This is a genomic window from Oceanobacillus sp. FSL W7-1309 (genome assembly GCF_038002145.1).
Classification (GTDB): domain Bacteria; phylum Bacillota; class Bacilli; order Bacillales; family Amphibacillaceae; genus Oceanobacillus; species Oceanobacillus profundus.
Genome location: NZ_JBBOBX010000001.1, coordinates 1,857,585 through 1,876,000 on the forward strand (window position 1 = coordinate 1,857,585; position 18,416 = coordinate 1,876,000).

Here is an 18,416-nt window from a genome sequence, read left to right on the forward strand (position 1 = left end):
TCATATCCCTATTTTATATGTATTCCCTCATTTGTTTTCTAATTCGCAATTTGATACGATAACCTCAGAAATAGGAAAGGAACACGTATATGAAAGTATATTGGATATGGCTATTGTTTAATATTAGTCCATGGATATTTGCTTTAGCATTCTTCTCTGTAAGTATGGTTGAATTACTATGGCGCTTACTCGGTGTTGCAATCTATTTTGTCATTTTTTTTGTTATGCCATTGGTAACAAACAAACCGGTACTTACAATGATTCTGCTCAGTCTGAATACATGTATTGCGGTAATTACTTTATTCCCGTCACAGGGGGACGGATTTAATCCTTTTCTTATCCTGATTCTTTCTCTGCTTATTGGTGAAGCCTGTTACTACTTGAATTTCCGACAAGTTAGCGTTGTTGTAATGGTCGGTATGGCAGGGATTATTGCTTTGCTTTTATCTGCAGAACTCTCTATCTTTACAACAGGTTTTATCGTGATATACTTTATATTTTTATTAATTGCAAGCTTTAAGTATAAGCAAACAAAGTATCAAAATGATGACCTACGTGCTCGATATGACGCTTTGCTCAGTGAATATCGAAGTGTAAAGAGACGTCTTTCATCGGATGAAGAATTAGCAAGGCAGGAAGAGCGTGTTCTAATTGGTCATGAAATCCATGATTCTGTCGGTCACAAGCTTACAGCCCTTCTTATGCAGCTTGAAGTATTTCGATTACAAGCAGCAGAAGATGATAAATCGCAAATTGAATCGTTGAAGGAGCTTGCGAATCAAAGTCTGGAAGAAACACGAAATGCAGTAAAAATGTTAAAAAGTAAAGATGTTGGTGGGCTTGCCGGAGTTTTACGTTTGATTCGTAAATTGGAAACAGAAAGCTTTATTCGCATTCATTTTTCAGTTAAGCATGGTGCATTTGCGGCACGACTTACGGGAGAACAGTCATTTGTCATCTACCGTTCGGTACAGGAAGCATTGACGAATATCATGAAGCATAGTAATGCAAGAGAGGCAGAAGTTATGTTTGAAGCCCCTGGCGGGAGTATTTTCCGTTTTGAAATTAACAACCCTGTAAAAAATGATAATCGATTTCAGGAAGGGTTTGGTCTAGCTTCCATGCGGGAGCGGATTGAAAAAACTGGTGGCGAGCTACATGTGCAGAAAACAGATGGACAATTTATTGTCCGTGGTTTATTAAAAATAGCTGACCTGGGGGAAGTGTATGATTCGAATACTACTGGCTGAAGACCAAGTGATGGTAAGGCAAGGATTAAAAATGATGATAGAGACAGATGAGGAAATAAGAGTAACAGGGGAAGCAAGCAATGGAAAGGAAGCGATTCAGCTTTGTGAGCAGCAGTCATTTGATGTGGTTATTTTAGACATTCGTATGCCTGTTATGGATGGTATCGAAGCTGCAAGGATAATCCAGAGCCGCTGGCCAAAGTCCAGGATTTTAATATTAACGACATTTGATAATAATCAGTATGTCATGGACGCACTAAAGATTGGGGTTAGTGGTTATATTCTGAAAAATGCCGATACAAATTCGTTGATTCGATCAATTCGCAGTGCCCTGCAAGGTGGATTAGCTGTAGAGGACCAGGTTGCAGCGAAAGTTATGCCGCTATTACTTAACAAGCAAGTGGAGAAAACGGTCGATCCCTCCTTAACACCCCGAGAACGTGCCATTTTAACGTGCATTGGTGAGGGGCTTAATAATAGTGAAATTGCGGAACGATTGGGATTATCGGTAGGAACAGTGAAAAATAATACAAGCCAAATTTTGAATAAATTAGAGTTAAGGGATCGTACGCAGTTAGCTATTTATGCCATACGACATAACCTTGTATGAATAACAACGTGTCATTAGCAAAATAAAATGACTAAAGTAATTCCTGATTAACTTGGTAATGACTAAAGACAGTAGTGATGCTGTCTTTATTTTTGTATGCTTTAAATACAACCAATTGAGGGAGTGTGTCCATATGATCGAAACGATAAAGTTAAGTAAAACATATAAGGGCAAGAAAGCCGTAGATGAAATTAACATTTATTTAGATGAAGGAGAATCAGTCGGGTTGCTTGGTCCAAATGGAGCTGGAAAGTCAACTACAATTTCTATGATATCCTCCTTGCTGAAACCAACATCAGGTGATGTGAAGCTAGATGGTAAAAGTACAATAAAAAATCCAGCTGAAATTAGAAAGGTGCTTGGTGTGGTACCGCAGGAAATTGCATTATATGAGGAACTTTCGGCTTATGAGAACTTGAAGTTTTTCGGAGAAATTTACAAGGTTAAAAAGAATGTACTTGAACAGCGGATTCAGGATGTACTGGATATGGTTGGATTAAAGGAGCGGCAAAAAGAGCTTGTGAAAACATTCTCTGGCGGGATGAAAAGGAGAGTGAATATTGCAGCTGCATTGTTACACAATCCGAAAATCCTTGTATTGGATGAGCCAACTGTTGGGATTGATCCACAATCGAGAAACCATATTCTTGAAACGGTTCGCAAATTGAATGAAGAAAATGGTACAACGGTACTTTATACGAGTCATTACATGGAAGAGGTAGAGCAGCTATGTAAACGGGTCTATATTATGGACCATGGCAAAGTCGTGGCGTCTGGAAGTAAAGCAGAATTATTAAGTATTTTATCGAGTGAAGACACAATCCGCGTCAATTTAAGTGAAACAAGTGATGAGCTAATTAAGAAGATCAAGTCTTTAGAATATATTCGTCTTGTTGATGAAACAAGTGAGGGAATCCGAATTATTTGCAAAAAAGGTGCTAATATTCTTGGTGACCTGGTGCGTGCAGCGGAAAGTGAAAGGATTCAATTAACGAATTATCAAATGGAGACACCGAGCCTTGAAGATGTCTTCTTGCATTTAACCGGTAGAACATTAAGAGATTAGGAGGAGGTAACGGAGGATGCGTTCATTTTTAAGAAAAGATTTACTTGTCTTTTGGAGAGATCGTAAAGAAGTGCTCATTTCTTTGCTAGCACCAATTTTATTGATTGTTGTTTTGAATTTTGCCTTCTCTGATTTGTTTGGTGAGGATGCAGAAGGGTTGGATATTGACTTAGGAATCGTTTTAGAGGACGATGAGTCTCTTGGATTTGAGCAGTTTACGGAAACAGTTTTAGGAATGGATTTATCGGAAGAAGAAAAGGAATCGATGATAGCACAGGCATCATCGATTTCACCCGGCGGTTTAATGACTTCCTTTTTTAGTGATCCAGAATTAAGTGGATGGATTACGACAAGGGAATTAAGTGAGGTAGATGCAAAGGAAAAAGTAGCGAATGGGGACTTAGATGCGTTCGTTAAGATTCCAGATGGTTTTACGTATGATGTTCTTAGCCAGCTTATGCTTGATCAGCCTGCAGAAAACGCTCTAACCATCCAAATCGAAGAGCAATCTACCGAGTCGGATACAATTCACAACATCATCTCGAATTATCTCGATACGCTTAACTTTCAATTTGCCCTTCAAGGTGTAACGGATGGGGAATTACAGGATCCGATATTACCCCAAGGAGGAAGGGAAGTTATTGAAGGAGTCGAGTCGTTTGGTATTTCGCAGTATTTTACAGTTGCAATGAGTTTTTTGTTTGCGCTATTTATAGCCTCAACCGTTGCAATGAAGACTACCACGGAAAAAAGAGAACGTGTATTTAATCGGATTATTTTAACGAACAGTAACCCGATTTCCTTTTTAATGGGAAAGACAATTTCTACCTATTGCTTCGTGTGGCTACAGTTAATGATTGTGTTTACAGTTAGTCATTTGCTGCTTGATGTGTTTGAAGGAAAAGCAATGGCATTTTGGTTTGGGGCAATCATCATTATTACGTGCTTCTCTTTAGCAGTAGCTGGACTATCCGCAGTGTTTACAACAATTACATTAATTATAAACAATACAGATGCGGCCAATGGAGCATTTAATTTAGTCATCATGCTGTTTGCAGCAGTTGGAGGGAACTTTTTTCCAACTCAAGGGTTACCAGAATGGCTGCAAAAAATAGGTGAATGGACACCGAATGGGCTAAGCTTGTCTGTCTTTATGCAGTGGACACAGTTTGGCGATTTTCAGACTTTAATTATTCCAATGGTTAAGTTATTTGTATTTTTTGTTGGCTGTCTTCTCATTGGAATAGTTCTATTTCCTAGAAGGGGGAGAGCATAATGTTCCCAGTATTTAAGTCGCAATGGAGGAAGGATAAACGCAAGCCATTGATGGTTATTCTTTTTCTGGTAGGAAGCATTGCATTAACACTTATTTTTACGAGTAGTAATATGGTGCCGCAAACGACCGTAGCGATATTTAGTAGTGAAACGAATTCTAGTGAAATCATGGATAAATGGGAGCCGTTACTAAATCGTAATGAGTCATTTAACTTTGTGATAGCAGATGAAGAAACTGCACGTACAGATGTAGCAGAAGGAAGAAGGGACATAGCAATTAACTTAAAGGAACATGATTATCGATTCATTACAGCCTATGATATCCCGACCTTACCACTGATTGATCAATACGTTCAAAAGGTGTTTGTAGAGGAAGCACAAATTGAAGCAGCAGCAGGTTCACAGGGTATAGACCAGATTCGAAATGATGTGGAGAGTTATTTGGAAAATCCGCCATTCCAAATTCAAACCGAATCACTGAATGGTGGAGAAGTATCCAATTATGATATGGGAATTCAGTTACTATTTGGATTTACGCTTTTTATGGCTATGTTCACAATTGGGTTTAAAGTGAACGGTGTCTTGTCAGATAAGGTGAGTGGAGTTTGGAATCGAATGATTTTATCACCTGTGAGCAAGACAGGAATGTATACGGGACACCTGCTCTATAGTTTCGTAATCGGTTTTGTTCAAATCGCTGTTGTGCTTGTTATTTTTCAGTATGTGATGAATTATGATTTAGGTAATAATTTCTTTATACTCCTTGTAATAGCTGCGATTTATGCACTGAGTATTGTTAGTATGGCGATGTTAATAACTGGGTTTGTGAAGACACCAGAGCAGTTCTATATGATCTATCCTTCTGTTGTACCGATTATTCCAGTTATCAGTGGGGTTTATATGCCACCAGGAACAATAAGTAATGCGGTTCTTTTGTTTATCGCTGATTTATTCCCGTTAACACATGCGATGGAAGCGATGATAAATGTTGCATTTTATCATGAAGGCTGGAATGAGATTGCTTTACCATTAGTTCTAATGCTTTTAATTGGAGTCATTTGTATGGGGGTAGGGATTAATTTAGTTGAACGAAGAAAAGGTTAAAAACTTAGTGCTAGGAAGCCATAGGGAAAGCTCATGATTGTCGATCTTTTACTATGGCTACTTTTTTACGCTCCTATGTAAATCCTTACTTATTCTACAAAATTAACACATTTTTAATATTTACATGCTTCATCATTAAGATATAATTATAGTTACTGCAGATTTGGAGTTAAGCAAAAAATGCTGGATTCGCGTTAAGTACGCAGTCTTATAGCAAGTATATTTGCAGATTATCAAATTACAATTACGCTCAGCTAATCTATTAACTAGCTGGCAAGGAGCATATTGATGTATAGGAGAATAAAGTAATGGAAAACTGGATTACAAGTATAATGGAGCAATTTGGCTACATTGGAATTTTTTTATTAATTATGATAGAGAATCTTTTTCCTCCAATTCCATCTGAGGTAATTTTAACATTTGGCGGATTTATGACGACCCATTCGAATTTAACTATTCTAGGAGTAGTAATTGCAGCTACTATTGGTTCCGTTGTAGGAGCGATTGTTCTTTATGGAGTAGGATTTGTCATTAACGTGGATCGAATTGAAAAAATAGTGGACAGGTGGGGACATATTCTCAGACTTACCCGAGAGGATATTCATAAAGCAAACGCTTGGTTTGAGAAGTATGGTGTATGGACGGTATTCTTCTGCCGCTTTATCCCTTTAATTAGAAGTTTAATTTCTCTGCCTGCAGGGATGGCGCGCATGAACTTTTGGGTATTTCTAGCATTAACAACGGTAGGAACATTTATTTGGAATGTTGTTCTCGTTAATATTGGTGCTGCAGTTGGCGATTCATGGGAAACAATTGTTGGTTATATGGATATCTATTCTAATATTGTTTATGCAGTACTCGCAGTTCTATTCATTGTATTGATGTGGTTTTTTATTAAGAAGCGATTTAAAAAATAATTGATTAAAATGTATTTGAAGGTGGGCGATTAGGGGAGAAATCGCCCACCTTCTGTTTGCAAGCAGCTAATTAAAGCCCAAATGCCTTTGCTAATAATTGAATTGCCTTCTTTCGATTTGCAGCTCCTGGAAGGTTTGGAACAATTGTGACCTCGTCTGCTTGATAAAATTCCGCTAATTTCAAAATTTCTTCTTTGACATGATGGGCATTTCCGACAATCGCTCCTTTCCGTATCTGAGTGATCTTTTGTTTTTCAAAAGAGCTATAACGTCGCTTTTGTGCTGTTTGAACCGAGGGGAAGTAGGGTGGGTTCTTTGCAGTTTCAAGCGATGCCATCCAAAGTTCAAAAGCTCCTGCAAAGCTTTGAGCTTCCTCTTTTGTTTCACCAATAATGGTAAAAACAGCAATAGAAACAGTTGGCTTTTCATGAAAGGGAGAAGGTTTAAAGTTCTTACGATAGGTAGAAATAATCTCCTTACCGACCTCTGAGGGCTTGAAAAAATGGGCATAGGTATAAGCTGTACCTTGTTCTGTGGCGATTTTCGTACTTTTGCCGCCAGATCCGAGCATCCAAATTTCAGGTAAGGTATCGGTAACTGGAGTTGCAACTAATTGGTGAAAACGATGTTCAGGATCAGAATCATCGGTTAAGTATTTTTGTATATCTATTACTTGTTGCTCATAGGTTAGACGTTCATCTTTCTCCTCATTCAAGGCATGGTTTACAAGTCTGCCACCAGAGCTATTGCCAATCCCTAGATCAATTCTCCCTGGATGAACTGCTTCGAGTGTTCGAAATGTTTCTGCGATTTTGTACGGACTATAATGTGGAAGCATCACTCCAGCTGCACCAATTCGAATGTTAGTAGTAGAGGTTGCTAAGTGCATCATAAGCATTTCTGGTACACTGCTAGCGATGGAGAGTGCCTGATGCTGCTCTGGCACTAAGTAACGCTTATAGCCGAGGTTATCTGCAAGTTGTGCGAGCTCTGTTGTATGTTTTAATGCTTCATTTGCATTTGTACCTTCATCAATAAGTGCATAATCGAGTATGTTTAACGGAATCATAGATTGGCCTTCCTTTCTAATTCAAATTTAGAAAGAAGCTGGGACATAACAAAAGTGTTTAATGTTAAAGACGAACGATGCATAAGCTTGGTGTAGGAAATATACGTAGACTCCAGCCGCCTCTGGATGCGCGAAGTATATTTCCAGAGCGAGTTATTTCCACCAAACATGTTCGGTTTTTATTTCATAAAAACACTTTTGTCTCAGCCTCAATGTCTTGGAAAAATAAGCTTGAAAACATTAATTGCCAGGTAATACAACTGCTACTTCATTTGTTGCTCTATTTCGTGTCTTTTGAAAAACAATAATTTCATAAGCATGGATACCTGTAAATTCGCCAATGATGTCTTCCTTTTCAGAAACGCTATTGGATACCGCTCTTTTCCATTTTCCAGAAGAGGGAAGATGGAGGTCGAATTCTTCCTTCGTTGGATTAATATAAATAGAGAAGTCATCCGTATCTCCTAATAAGGTGAAGCCAAAAACAGGGTATGGCGTTTCAAGCACATGGAATCGTTGCTGAATTTCTTTTTGTGAAGTCATTCGAAAAACAGTATATTTTTTTCTTAAAGCTATCAAAGCCTTCACAAATGCAATGTTTTCCTTTTCCTGCTCTCTTTTCTTCCAATCCAGCATATTAATCGAATCACCAGAAAGGTAACTATTTTCGTCCCCTTGTTTACTGCGAAACCATTCTTGACCTGCATGTAGAAATGGAACGCCTTGACTTAATAGTGTAATGCCTGTAGCCAATTGATGTATTTTTTTACGATCATGATCATGAAGGTCTGGATGTGTTAAACATAAGCGGTCCCATAGTGTATGGTTATCATGGCATTCTACATAGTTAATAGTTTGGTTAACATTTATAGAAGCATGATTGTTTGGATCTAATGCAGCACCGGAGAGCAAATGAGGCATTCTTTCTAAGAAACGCCCAGCACCATTGATATAGCCAGTATCTTGCTGTTCGAATAAGTTTCCTTTCATTGAATCTCGGAAATAATCATTGAAAAAACGAATCTCGCTTAATTGGCTTGCATTATAACTTGTTGCTTTTAAGCTGCTATCAAGTGCGGTTGGCAAATCCCATCCTTCACCGAGTAGCATAATTGGAGCTTCTTCTTTCTGACATCGTTTTTCAATTTGTTGCATTGTCTCTATATCCATTGCTCCCATTAGATCAAAGCGAAAGCCGTCCACGTGATATTCTGAAAGCATGAAATCAATTGTATCCAAGATAAACTTACGTACCATTCTTCTTTCCGAGGCGATATCATTTCCCACTCCAGTTCCATTACTTAAGGTTCCGTCTGGATGATAGCGGAAGTAGTAGCCAGGAACAAGCTGTTCAAATGGCGACTCTTCCATGACAAAAACATGGTTAAATACGACATCTAGAATAACAGCGATTCCTTCGTTGTGGAATGCTTGAATCATTGCTTTTAGTTCATTAATTCGTGCGATTGGTCTGTCAGGCAATACGGAATAACTTCCCTCAGGCGTTTGGAAAAACAGGGGGTCATATCCCCAATTATATGCATCATTTGGATGAAACTCATCAACACGTGCGAAATCATTAATGGGTAATAGCTGTACATGCGTACAACCTAACTCTTTTAGATAGGATAGCCCCGTAGAAAATCCATTTTTCGTAGTTGTTCCTGTTTCGGCTAAGCCTAAAAATTTTCCTCGATTTTGAACACCACTTTCTTGATCGATGGTTGCATCTCTAACATGTAGCTCATAAATAATCGCATCTTGTAACTGTTGGATAAATGGGCGCTTTTGATTTATACTGAATTGTTCTGTTCTTGTAAAGTCGACGACAACTGCTTTTTGACTATTGGCAAGCAATGCTTTGGCATATGGATCATTGACTCGCTTATTACTCCCATTTACAGTTACTTCATATTCGTATGATTGACCATGCCAGTTACCTTTTAGTTCCAGCTTCCAAACCCCTTTTTCAAGCTTGTTTAATAGATAGCTGTTTTCATTTAAAATGACTTTGACGGAAGTAGCGGTAGGAGCCCAGACAGAAAATATAGTGGCGTTTGGACTGCAAATTGCTCCTAATGATTGATCAATGGCAGCATAACGCTTGTCAAACCAGTCTGTTCGTACAATCCCTCGGGGATAGACAGGTATCTCTGTGTCACCACAATGAAGAAATAGGTCCTCACCAAGGGGAATTTCCTCAGCAACCTCTAATTCTACAGTAGTATCATTAATATTTTTGATTTGCTTTATTGGTAAAACTTTATTTTCCGCCTTCCAAAACAAGTAAGGCAACTTGTTGTCGGTATTAATTAATGATTGTATATGATGATCGCTGTAAGTCAGCGTTCGAATGTTATCAATCCAAGCAACTTGTTTTTCCACAAAAAGCATCTCCTCTTCCAATGCATTTCACTTCTTTTAGTATATGTTATATCCACTTTTTCGGGAATTTCTCGCTTGTCAATAAAATAATATAAATATTTAATATGAATAAACCGATTGCTCCAGCTTTTGCACTGTAATTCTAAAGAATTCTTTACTAACTTTACCACAATTATACATAAACATACGTAGGCAGACATATTCAAGATACTTCGACAGGATGTGACATTTTTATTAGGAAAGTGTCGAAGGAATTTTCTGATAACTATCTTGAAATATCATAGGATTGTATCTATAATGATGATTATTGTTAGAAAAAACTGGTTTATCATGAGACATGTGAATACCAAGTTGCCTAAGAAGGAGGCCCTTTTTTGAACTACAATATTTCAGAACAGGATATCTATTTATTCCACCAAGGAACCAACTATGAAAGTTACAAAATGATGGGCTGCCATTTCATCGAATGGGAAGGAGTAAAGGGATACCGTTTTGCCGTATGGGCACCAAATGCGAAACAAATTAATATCGTTGGTGACTTTAATCAATGGGATGGAAAAAGCCATCCATTGGAGCGACTGACGGAGCAAGGGGTTTGGGCGGGCTTTTTTACGGACGTTACAGGCAGCTTACCTTATAAATATGAAATTATTACTCCAGAAAATCAAATCTTGTTAAAATCAGATCCTTATGCATTTCAATCAGAGCTTCGACCAAATACAGCTTCATTAACTCCAAAAAAAGATTCTACGTATACATGGAATGATCATGCTTGGAAGCAAAGTAAGAAATCCTTTGATGCTTATTCATCACCTATTTCGATATATGAAGTTCATCTTGGTTCGTGGAAAAAGCAAGATTCTGGTGAGTTTTATACGTACATAGAGCTAGCGGAGGAATTGATTCCCTACGTGAAGTCGATGGGCTATACCCATATTGAATTATTACCACTTGCAGAGCATCCATTCGATTTGTCTTGGGGCTATCAAATTACAGGCTATTATGCGGTTACTTCACGTTATGGACCCCGTCATGAATTTAAACACTTCGTGGATCAATGTCATCAAAATCAGATTGGCGTAATTATGGATTGGGTTCCGGGGCATTTCTGTAAGGATGATTTTGCTTTACGGCGGTTTGATGGAGAACCGTTATACGAGTACGCGGATCCATTGAAGGCTGATAAAAGAACCTGGGGAACATTAGCATTCGACTTTGGAAGGCCGGAGGTTCAAAGTTTTCTCGTTTCCAATGCATTATTTTGGTTACAGGAATATCATATTGATGGTATTCGTGTTGATGCTGTTGCAAGTATGCTGTATTTAAATTTTGACCGACAGGATGGAGAGGAAAGAATAAAAAATTCGTATGGAGGAGAAGAGAACTTAGAAGCTTATGCCTTTATTCGTAAACTGAATGAAGTTATTTTTTCCTATGAGCCACAAACACTCATGATGGCTGAAGACAGTTCGGACTTGCCACTCGTTACATCCCCAACCTATTCAGGTGGGCTCGGTTTTAACTTTAAGTGGAATATGGGTTGGATGAATGACATGCTGACTTTTATGAAAAAGGTTCCGATTCATCGGAAATGGCATCATAACTTGCTTACCTTTTCTTTTATGTACACACATTCGGAGAACTTCCTATTACCTCTTTCACACGATGAGGTTGTGCATGGGAAGAAATCATTATTGGATAAAATGCCAGGAGATATGTGGCAGCAATTTGCAAACTTGAGGCTGTTATATGGTTATATGATGACCCATCCAGGAAAGAAACTTCTCTTTATGGGAGGAGAGTTAGCCCAATATGCGGAATGGAAGGACAAAGAAGAACTAGACTGGCATTTATTAGATTATCCATTCCATCAAGGGATTTTCCAATATGTAAAAGCATTAAACCTGTTTTATACAAGCAACCCTGAGCTTTATGATCTGGATCATGATCCAGCTGGATTTGAATGGATTGATCCACATAACATAGATCAAAGCATTATTGCTTTTAGACGCAGGGGGAAGAAACAAGATCAAGAACTAATTATCGTTTGCAATTTTACGCCTGAAATTCGCTATGACTATAAAATTGGTGTTCCAATTCCAGGAACCTATCAGGAAGTGTTTAATTCTGATCAAGAGAAGTTTGGCGGTTCTAATCAGCTAAATAGTAATAATCATTTTAGTTTCCAAGAAAAGTGGCATGGATTACCACAGCATATTAAGATAAAAATTCCGCCATTAGCTATCGCAATATTCAAATATAAAAAAGATGTCGAGGAGGCGTTGTAATGAAGGAATGTGTTGGTATGTTATTAGCTGGAGGGGAAGGAAAACGTTTAGGGGAATTAACGCATCATCTTGCTAAACCTGCTGTCCCTTTTGGTGGGAAATATCGAATCATTGATTTCACCTTAAGTAATTGTACCAATTCAGGCATTTCAACCTTAGGCGTGCTAACACAGTATTCGCCACTCGAGCTGAATAAGCATATTGGGAATGGGAAACCGTGGGATATGGATAAACAAAGTGGCGTAACCGTACTTTCTCCATATACAGCAAAAACAGGTGGTGACTGGTATTCAGGAACTGCGGATGCAATCTATCAAAATATGCATTTTATTAATCAATTTAATCCGGAGTATGTACTTGTTATATCCGGTGATCATATTTATCAAATGGATTACCAGAAAATGCTTGAACAGCATAAGGAAACAAATGCAGATGCGACCATTTCTGTTATTGAGGTTCCATGGGACGATGCATCACGTTTTGGGATTTTAAATGCATCCGATAATCTAAGGATTTTTGAATTTGAAGAAAAGCCAAAGAATCCACAGAGTAATCTAGCGTCGATGGGGATTTATATATTTACTTGGAATAAATTGAAGGCCTACTTACTTGAGGATGCACAAAATAAAGCATCCAGCCATGACTTTGGCAAGGATATTATTCCTGCTATGCTTGATGATACGCAGCGCCTATTTGCATATCGATTCCATGGCTACTGGAAGGATGTAGGAACAATACAAAGCTATTGGGAAGCAAATATGGACCTGCTTGATGAAAATCTTGGCCTTATTTCCAATCATAAATCGTGGAGAATTTACACACATGATTCGAATCTGCCTCCACAATATATAAGCCAAACGGCAACTGTAAACAATTCGCTAATTAATTCTGGTTGCTTTATACATGGGACTATTGAAAACTCCATTTTGTTTGAAAATGTACGAGTGGAGCAAGCGAGCACTGTCCGTCAATCGATTATCCATCCGGGAGTGAGAATTGGTGAAAATTGCAGGTTGAATCGTGTCATTATTATGGAAAATACGGTAATTCCAGCAGGAACAACAATTGAAATAGATGAATTTCAAGAACCATTTGTTATTAACCAGGAAACTTTAGGTGGCATGCTGACACCAGCCGGGGGAGAAAGTAAATGAAAAAAATGATGGGACTAATCAATTTAGATCATGAATACCATGTGTTTAATGAGCTGACATATTTTCGCAATAGTGCATCGATTCCTTTCGGTGGGCGCTATCGAATGATTGATTTTACATTATCCAATATGGTGAATTCGAATATTAATGAGGTTGCAATTTTTGCTCGCAACAAATACCGCTCTTTATTAGACCATTTAGGAACTGGGGAAAATTGGGATTTAGATCGAAGGAACGGAGGATTGTTTATTCTTCCGCCAGATTGGAATGATCCTTCCGACAGATCACAAGGCGATTTGCGTTTTTTTCATAATAACCGTGATTATTTCCATCGAAGCCAATCTGAATATGTATTAATCAGCGGCAGTCAATTTGTATCAAATTCCGACTATAAAGATGCATTTACGTATCATTTGGAACAAGAGGCAGATATAACATTAATTTCGACAAATGTCAAAGAACTATTTCCTGAGCACTACCCTTATTTCCGCATTGAAGCAGATGAAAATGGGTGGGTAACCGAGATTACAAACGATCAAACAAATGCAGAGTTATTTACAGGCGTCTATATTATAAACAAGAATCTATTAATGAGATTAGTAGATGAATGTATTGCTTATCATAAAGATAACTTTTTTATATGCGGTGTTAAGGATAAGCTTGCTGACTTAAAGGTACAACGATTTGAACACACAGGGTACAGTGCATTTATTAATTCAATTGAAAGTTATTTCAGGCAAAATATGAACTTACTAGATGCGGATAGTTATCATGATTTATTTTTAAGCAACCATTTCATTCGAACAAAAATATCCAGCAATCCACCAGTAAAATATCGTAAAGGCTCGGAGGTAAAACATTCCTTGTTAGCCAACGGATGTGTAGTTGATGGAAGAGTGGAGGAGAGTATTCTATTTCGTGACGTTTCCATTCAGACAGGAGCTACTGTGAAAAACTCCATTATTATGCAACGCTGCACCATTGAAGAAGGTGTCCATCTGGAGAATGTCATTCTTGATAAGGATGTCCATGTAACCAAAGGCCAGAAAATAATCGGCTCAAAAGAAAAGCCATATGTAGTTGCCAAAAGACAGGTTATTTAATAGACAAAAGCGGAAGATCCGCTAGTGACGATATCTGCTGGGCATATGAATTGTCTTGTAGCTATCGGATTTATTGTTGTAGGAGAGAGAGCAATTTTTTCGTAATGAATTTTTTAAAAATAAAAGGAAGGTGAGAAGACATGAGCAATATATTATTTGTTGCATCTGAATGCACCCCATTTATTAAAACAGGTGGGTTAGCGGATGTAGTAGGATCACTTCCACAAGCACTGCAGAAAGAGGAAAAGCTGGAAGTCCGCGTAATATTACCATTGTACGATGAAATCGATGATGTATGGAAAAATCAAATGGAATATCTCACGTCCTTTGACGTGCAATTAGGCTGGCGGAAACAAGAAGCACAATTATTTATGCTCGTACATGATCAAATTACGTACTATTTTATTGCTAATGACTATTATTTTACGAGGAAAGGGATTTACGGCTATTACGATGATGGGGAACGTTTTGTGTTCTTCAGTCATGCTGTTATGGAATCATTAAGGCATCTTGATTATCGTCCCCAAGTGCTTCATGCGCATGATTGGCAAGCTGGAATAACGGTGGCACTTGCGAACATTATGAAGCCGATTGAAGAGATGAAGACAATCTTTACGATTCACAATCTCAAATATCAAGGTGTTATGCCACTACATATATTTGATGATTTCTTCAATCTTGGGAAAGAACATATTGCTGGGATGGAATGGGATGGAATGTTCAATTGTCTTAAAAGTGCCCTATTCCATGCGGATAAAATTACGACTGTGAGTCCAACCTATGCAGAGGAAATTAAGAACCCTTATTATGGTGAAGGGATACACGGTATGCTGCGAGAGAGGTCAGATGACCTTCTTGGTGTGCTCAATGGAATTGATACAAAGGAATACAATCCATCATCCGATCCAAATCTATTTGTAAATTATCGAACAGCACGATTGAAGAAAAGACAAAATCGAATCAAACTCCATGAAGAAATCAACCTTCCTTATAAAGAAGGAACCCCATTGTATATTATTATAACGAGACTAGTAGAACAGAAGGGTCTTTATCTTGTCCAGCATATTTTAGATGAATTTCTTGAGGGAGATGTTCAGTTTATCATACTAGGAACTGGAGACCCTGAATTTGAAAACTACTTTGCGGATCTAGCGAGTCGTTACCCGGATAAAGCACAAGCGATTCTATCGTTTGATGAAGGGCTTGCTCGAAGGCTTTATGCAAGCGCGGATTTCTTTTTGATGCCATCCAAATTTGAACCGTGTGGGTTATCTCAGTTGATTGCTTTGCAGTATAAGACGGTTCCGGTTGTTCGAGAGACTGGCGGATTAAAAGACACAGTCATATCTTATAATGAGTTGACAGGCGAGGGAAACGGTTTTAGCTTTGCGAATTATAATGCACACGACCTATTAAATGTTTTACGTTACACAATAAAAATATATGCAAATACAACTGAATGGCAGAACCTATTGAAAAACGTAAATAAAAGTCAATTCAGCTGGAAGGATTCAGCACAGCAATATGCTGAAATTTACACAAAACTTATACCGGAATCAATTATCGGATAGGGGGAACTTTTCCTTGGCACACGTAACGGTAGATACATTGAAACAGGAAATTTTAAGAAGGCTTATTTCCGATAAAGGAAGAGAAGTGAAGGAAGCGACATCCAAGGACATCTATTATGTGCTTGCATCGATTGCCAATGAAGAGATAAAACAGCAGTGGTTTCAAACTCGCAAAAGCTATCGGGATGGCAAGCATAAAGAAGTCTATTATTTATCGATGGAATTTTTAATCGGCAGAATGCTTGCAAGTAATCTCTTAAATTGTGGCATGCTCGATACAGCGAAGAAAGCTTTGCAAGAGCTTGGTCTTGATCCAGAAGATGTTTTTGCTGAAGAGCATGATGCTGCGTTAGGAAATGGTGGTTTAGGACGTCTTGCAGCATGCTTCTTAGATTCATTGGCATCGTTAAAATTTCCTGGTCATGGATACGGGATTCGCTATCGTTATGGGTTATTTGAGCAGCGTATTATCCACGGCAACCAGGTTGAATTGCCGGATTACTGGCTGAAAAATCCATATCCGTGGGAAACGAGGAATGAGGAAGAAGCAGTCGTTATTCAATTCCATGGTGACGTACATATGTTTAAGAAAAATGATGGCTCACTTGAATTTGAATACCGGAATACAGATAAGGTAATGGCAGTTCCGTATGATATTCCGATTGTCGGTTATAAGAACGATACAGTAAATACGTTACGTTTGTGGAGTGCTGAAGTAATTCATCAAAATAATGGGGATGGCTTGCTGGAAGAAAATAAGGAATATTATCATGACCTTGATCATCAGCATTCCATTGAACAAATATCAGGATTTTTATATCCTGATGATTCTAGTTATGAGGGAAAAGAGCTGCGTTTAAAGCAACAATATTTTTTAGTGTCTTCAAGTATTCAGAATATCTTAAAGCATTTTAAACGAAATCATCACTTACCACTTAGTCGTTTGGCAGAAAAAGTAGTTATTCAAATTAATGATACACATCCAAGTTTGGCCATTCCAGAATTGATGCGGATTCTAATGGATGATGAAGGCTTTAGTTGGGATAATGCTTGGGCAGTAACGACGAAAGTAATTGCTTATACGAATCATACTACATTGAGTGAGGCTTTAGAGACGTGGACGGAGGAGATGATACAAAATCTTTTACCGAGAATTTATATGATTATTGATGAAATCAACGAAAGGTTTTGTAAAGGCATCTGGTTTGATCATGAGGAGTTAAGGGATTCCATACCCGATTTAGCGATAATTGCACATGGTCGCGTCCATATGGCAAGACTGGCAATTGTTGGAAGCTTTAGTGTCAATGGAGTAGCACGAATTCATACAGAAATCCTGAAGAAAAAAGAAATGAAAAACTTTTACACCTTGTATCCAGAGAAATTTAATAATAAGACAAATGGAATTACCCATCGTCGTTGGTTATTGCAGGCGAACCCAAAGCTTGCTAGTTTGATAACAGACATAATTGGACCGCAGTGGGTGAAGCGGCCAAAGCAGCTGATTAGTTTGTTAAAGTACTCGAATGATAATGCTTTGTTGGAGAAATTCGACCATGTAAAGCACGAGAATAAAAAAGTGTTAGCGAATTATATTCATCAGCATTTAGGAATCACGGTGGATGAGCGATCGATCTTCGATGTGCAAATCAAACGGCTGCATGAATATAAGCGTCAGCTGTTAAATATTTTTCATGTGATTTATTTATATAACGAGCTGAAGGATAATCCGAACCAGAATATTACACCACGAACATTTATTTTTGGGGCTAAAGCAGCTCCAAGCTATCATTTAGCGAAGGAAGTTATTAAATTAATTAATACGGTAGCTTCTATTGTAAATTATGATCCGGATGTAAGGGATCGATTAAAGGTCATTTTCCTGGAGAACTATAATGTGAGCCTTGCAGAAAAGATTATTCCGGCTGCTGACATTAGTGAACAGATTTCAACCGCGAGTAAAGAAGCATCTGGAACGGGCAACATGAAGATGATGATGAATGGGGCTCTGACATTAGGTACAATGGACGGAGCGAACATTGAAATTCATGATTTAGTCGGTGATCAGAATATGTTTATTTTTGGACTGACAGCGGATGAAGTGTTGGATTATTATCAGCACGGTGGCTATCATGCTCGAGATCTATATAATACAGATGATCGAATCAAGCGAATTTTAGATCAGTTGAATCAAGGGGAGTTCGGTGTGCATAATATCGAATTTAAGGATATTTATTACAATATTCTATACCACAATGATCCGTATTTTGTACTTAAGGATTTTGAACCGTACTTGGAGGCACATGAGCTTATTGAACGGGCTTACCGGAATCGAAATACGTGGTTGAATATGAGTGTTACAAATATAGCTTACTCGGGAAAATTCTCAAGTGATCAGACGATTCAGGAGTATGCAACGGAGATATGGAAAATTAAAAAGGTATAGTAAAACCGGGCTGAGTTGCCCGGTTTCTCTATTGACGTGACTTTACATTGCTCACTTACGAACTTGTATCCGATTTAAGTTGAAATCTGGAAGTCCAATCTAGAGAGAATACGATCCGATTTGGGAAAAATACGGTCCAATTCAGGAAGAATACAAGCTAAAATACGATCTAATTATT

General features: G+C 38.1%; 13 protein-coding genes. 11 read left to right on the forward strand and 2 right to left on the reverse strand.

What is annotated here, in order from left to right:
* Positions 1–89 precede the first annotated feature (89 nt).
* The 6 genes from NST46_RS08795 to NST46_RS08820 all read left to right on the forward strand — a co-directional run bounded on the left by NST46_RS08795 (position 90) and on the right by NST46_RS08820 (position 6,222).
* Positions 90–1,250, forward strand: coding sequence for a sensor histidine kinase (locus NST46_RS08795; protein WP_341137062.1), 1,161 nt, complete (start codon positions 90–92; stop codon positions 1,248–1,250).
* Positions 1,228–1,860, forward strand: a complete 633-nt coding sequence (locus tag NST46_RS08800; RefSeq protein ID WP_341137063.1) for a response regulator transcription factor — start codon at positions 1,228–1,230, stop codon at positions 1,858–1,860. The genes NST46_RS08795 and NST46_RS08800 overlap by 23 nt, the downstream gene beginning before the upstream one ends.
* Positions 1,861–1,993: 133 nt before the next feature.
* Positions 1,994–2,926: an ABC transporter ATP-binding protein gene (locus NST46_RS08805; protein ID WP_095311944.1), complete on the forward strand. Its 933-nt coding sequence runs from the start codon at positions 1,994–1,996 to the stop codon at positions 2,924–2,926.
* 16 nt (positions 2,927–2,942) lie between these two features.
* The gene (locus NST46_RS08810) at positions 2,943–4,202 is read left to right on the forward strand and encodes an ABC transporter permease (RefSeq protein WP_341137064.1); all 1,260 of its coding nucleotides are present in this window, start codon (positions 2,943–2,945) and stop codon (positions 4,200–4,202) included.
* Positions 4,202–5,305, forward strand: coding sequence for an ABC transporter permease (locus NST46_RS08815; RefSeq protein ID WP_118889268.1), 1,104 nt, complete (start codon positions 4,202–4,204; stop codon positions 5,303–5,305). Before NST46_RS08810 ends, NST46_RS08815 begins: the two co-directional genes overlap by 1 nt.
* Positions 5,306–5,613: 308 nt before the next feature.
* Positions 5,614–6,222, forward strand: a complete 609-nt coding sequence (locus NST46_RS08820; RefSeq protein WP_341137065.1) for a DedA family protein — start codon at positions 5,614–5,616, stop codon at positions 6,220–6,222.
* A 70-nt stretch (positions 6,223–6,292) separates the two neighbouring features.
* On the opposite strand, the gene NST46_RS08825 is transcribed toward NST46_RS08820, so the two are convergent.
* Both NST46_RS08825 and pulA read right to left on the reverse strand, forming a co-directional pair.
* Positions 6,293–7,291, reverse strand: a complete 999-nt coding sequence (locus tag NST46_RS08825; protein WP_118889266.1) for an LLM class flavin-dependent oxidoreductase — start codon at positions 7,289–7,291, stop codon at positions 6,293–6,295.
* A gap of 240 nt (positions 7,292–7,531) precedes the next feature.
* A complete protein-coding gene (gene pulA / locus NST46_RS08830) occupies positions 7,532–9,676 on the reverse strand; it encodes a type I pullulanase (RefSeq protein WP_341137066.1) in 2,145 nt (714 codons plus the stop codon).
* Positions 9,677–10,050: 374 nt separating this feature from the next.
* Here pulA and glgB point away from each other — a divergent pair, with 374 nt between their 5' ends.
* The 5 genes from glgB (at position 10,051) to NST46_RS08855 (ending at position 18,238) form a co-directional block, all read left to right on the forward strand.
* Positions 10,051–11,964, forward strand: a complete 1,914-nt coding sequence (gene glgB / locus NST46_RS08835) for a 1,4-alpha-glucan branching protein GlgB (protein WP_340002759.1) — start codon at positions 10,051–10,053, stop codon at positions 11,962–11,964.
* Positions 11,964–13,118 (forward strand): glucose-1-phosphate adenylyltransferase, encoded by a 1,155-nt coding sequence (locus tag NST46_RS08840; RefSeq protein WP_341137067.1) that lies wholly within the window; start codon positions 11,964–11,966, stop codon positions 13,116–13,118. The genes glgB and NST46_RS08840 overlap by 1 nt, the downstream gene beginning before the upstream one ends.
* Positions 13,115–14,221 carry a glucose-1-phosphate adenylyltransferase subunit GlgD gene (glgD, locus tag NST46_RS08845; RefSeq protein WP_095311961.1) on the forward strand — a complete coding sequence of 369 codons (1,107 nt, stop codon included), beginning with the start codon at positions 13,115–13,117 and terminating at the stop codon, positions 14,219–14,221. Before NST46_RS08840 ends, glgD begins: the two co-directional genes overlap by 4 nt.
* A 140-nt stretch (positions 14,222–14,361) precedes the next feature.
* Complete coding sequence (glgA, locus tag NST46_RS08850) at positions 14,362–15,792, forward strand: glycogen synthase GlgA (RefSeq protein ID WP_341137068.1); 1,431 nt, start codon at positions 14,362–14,364, stop codon at positions 15,790–15,792.
* 13 nt (positions 15,793–15,805) lie between these two features.
* Positions 15,806–18,238, forward strand: coding sequence for a glycogen/starch/alpha-glucan phosphorylase (locus NST46_RS08855; RefSeq protein ID WP_303448263.1), 2,433 nt, complete (start codon positions 15,806–15,808; stop codon positions 18,236–18,238).
* Positions 18,239–18,416 lie beyond the last annotated feature (178 nt).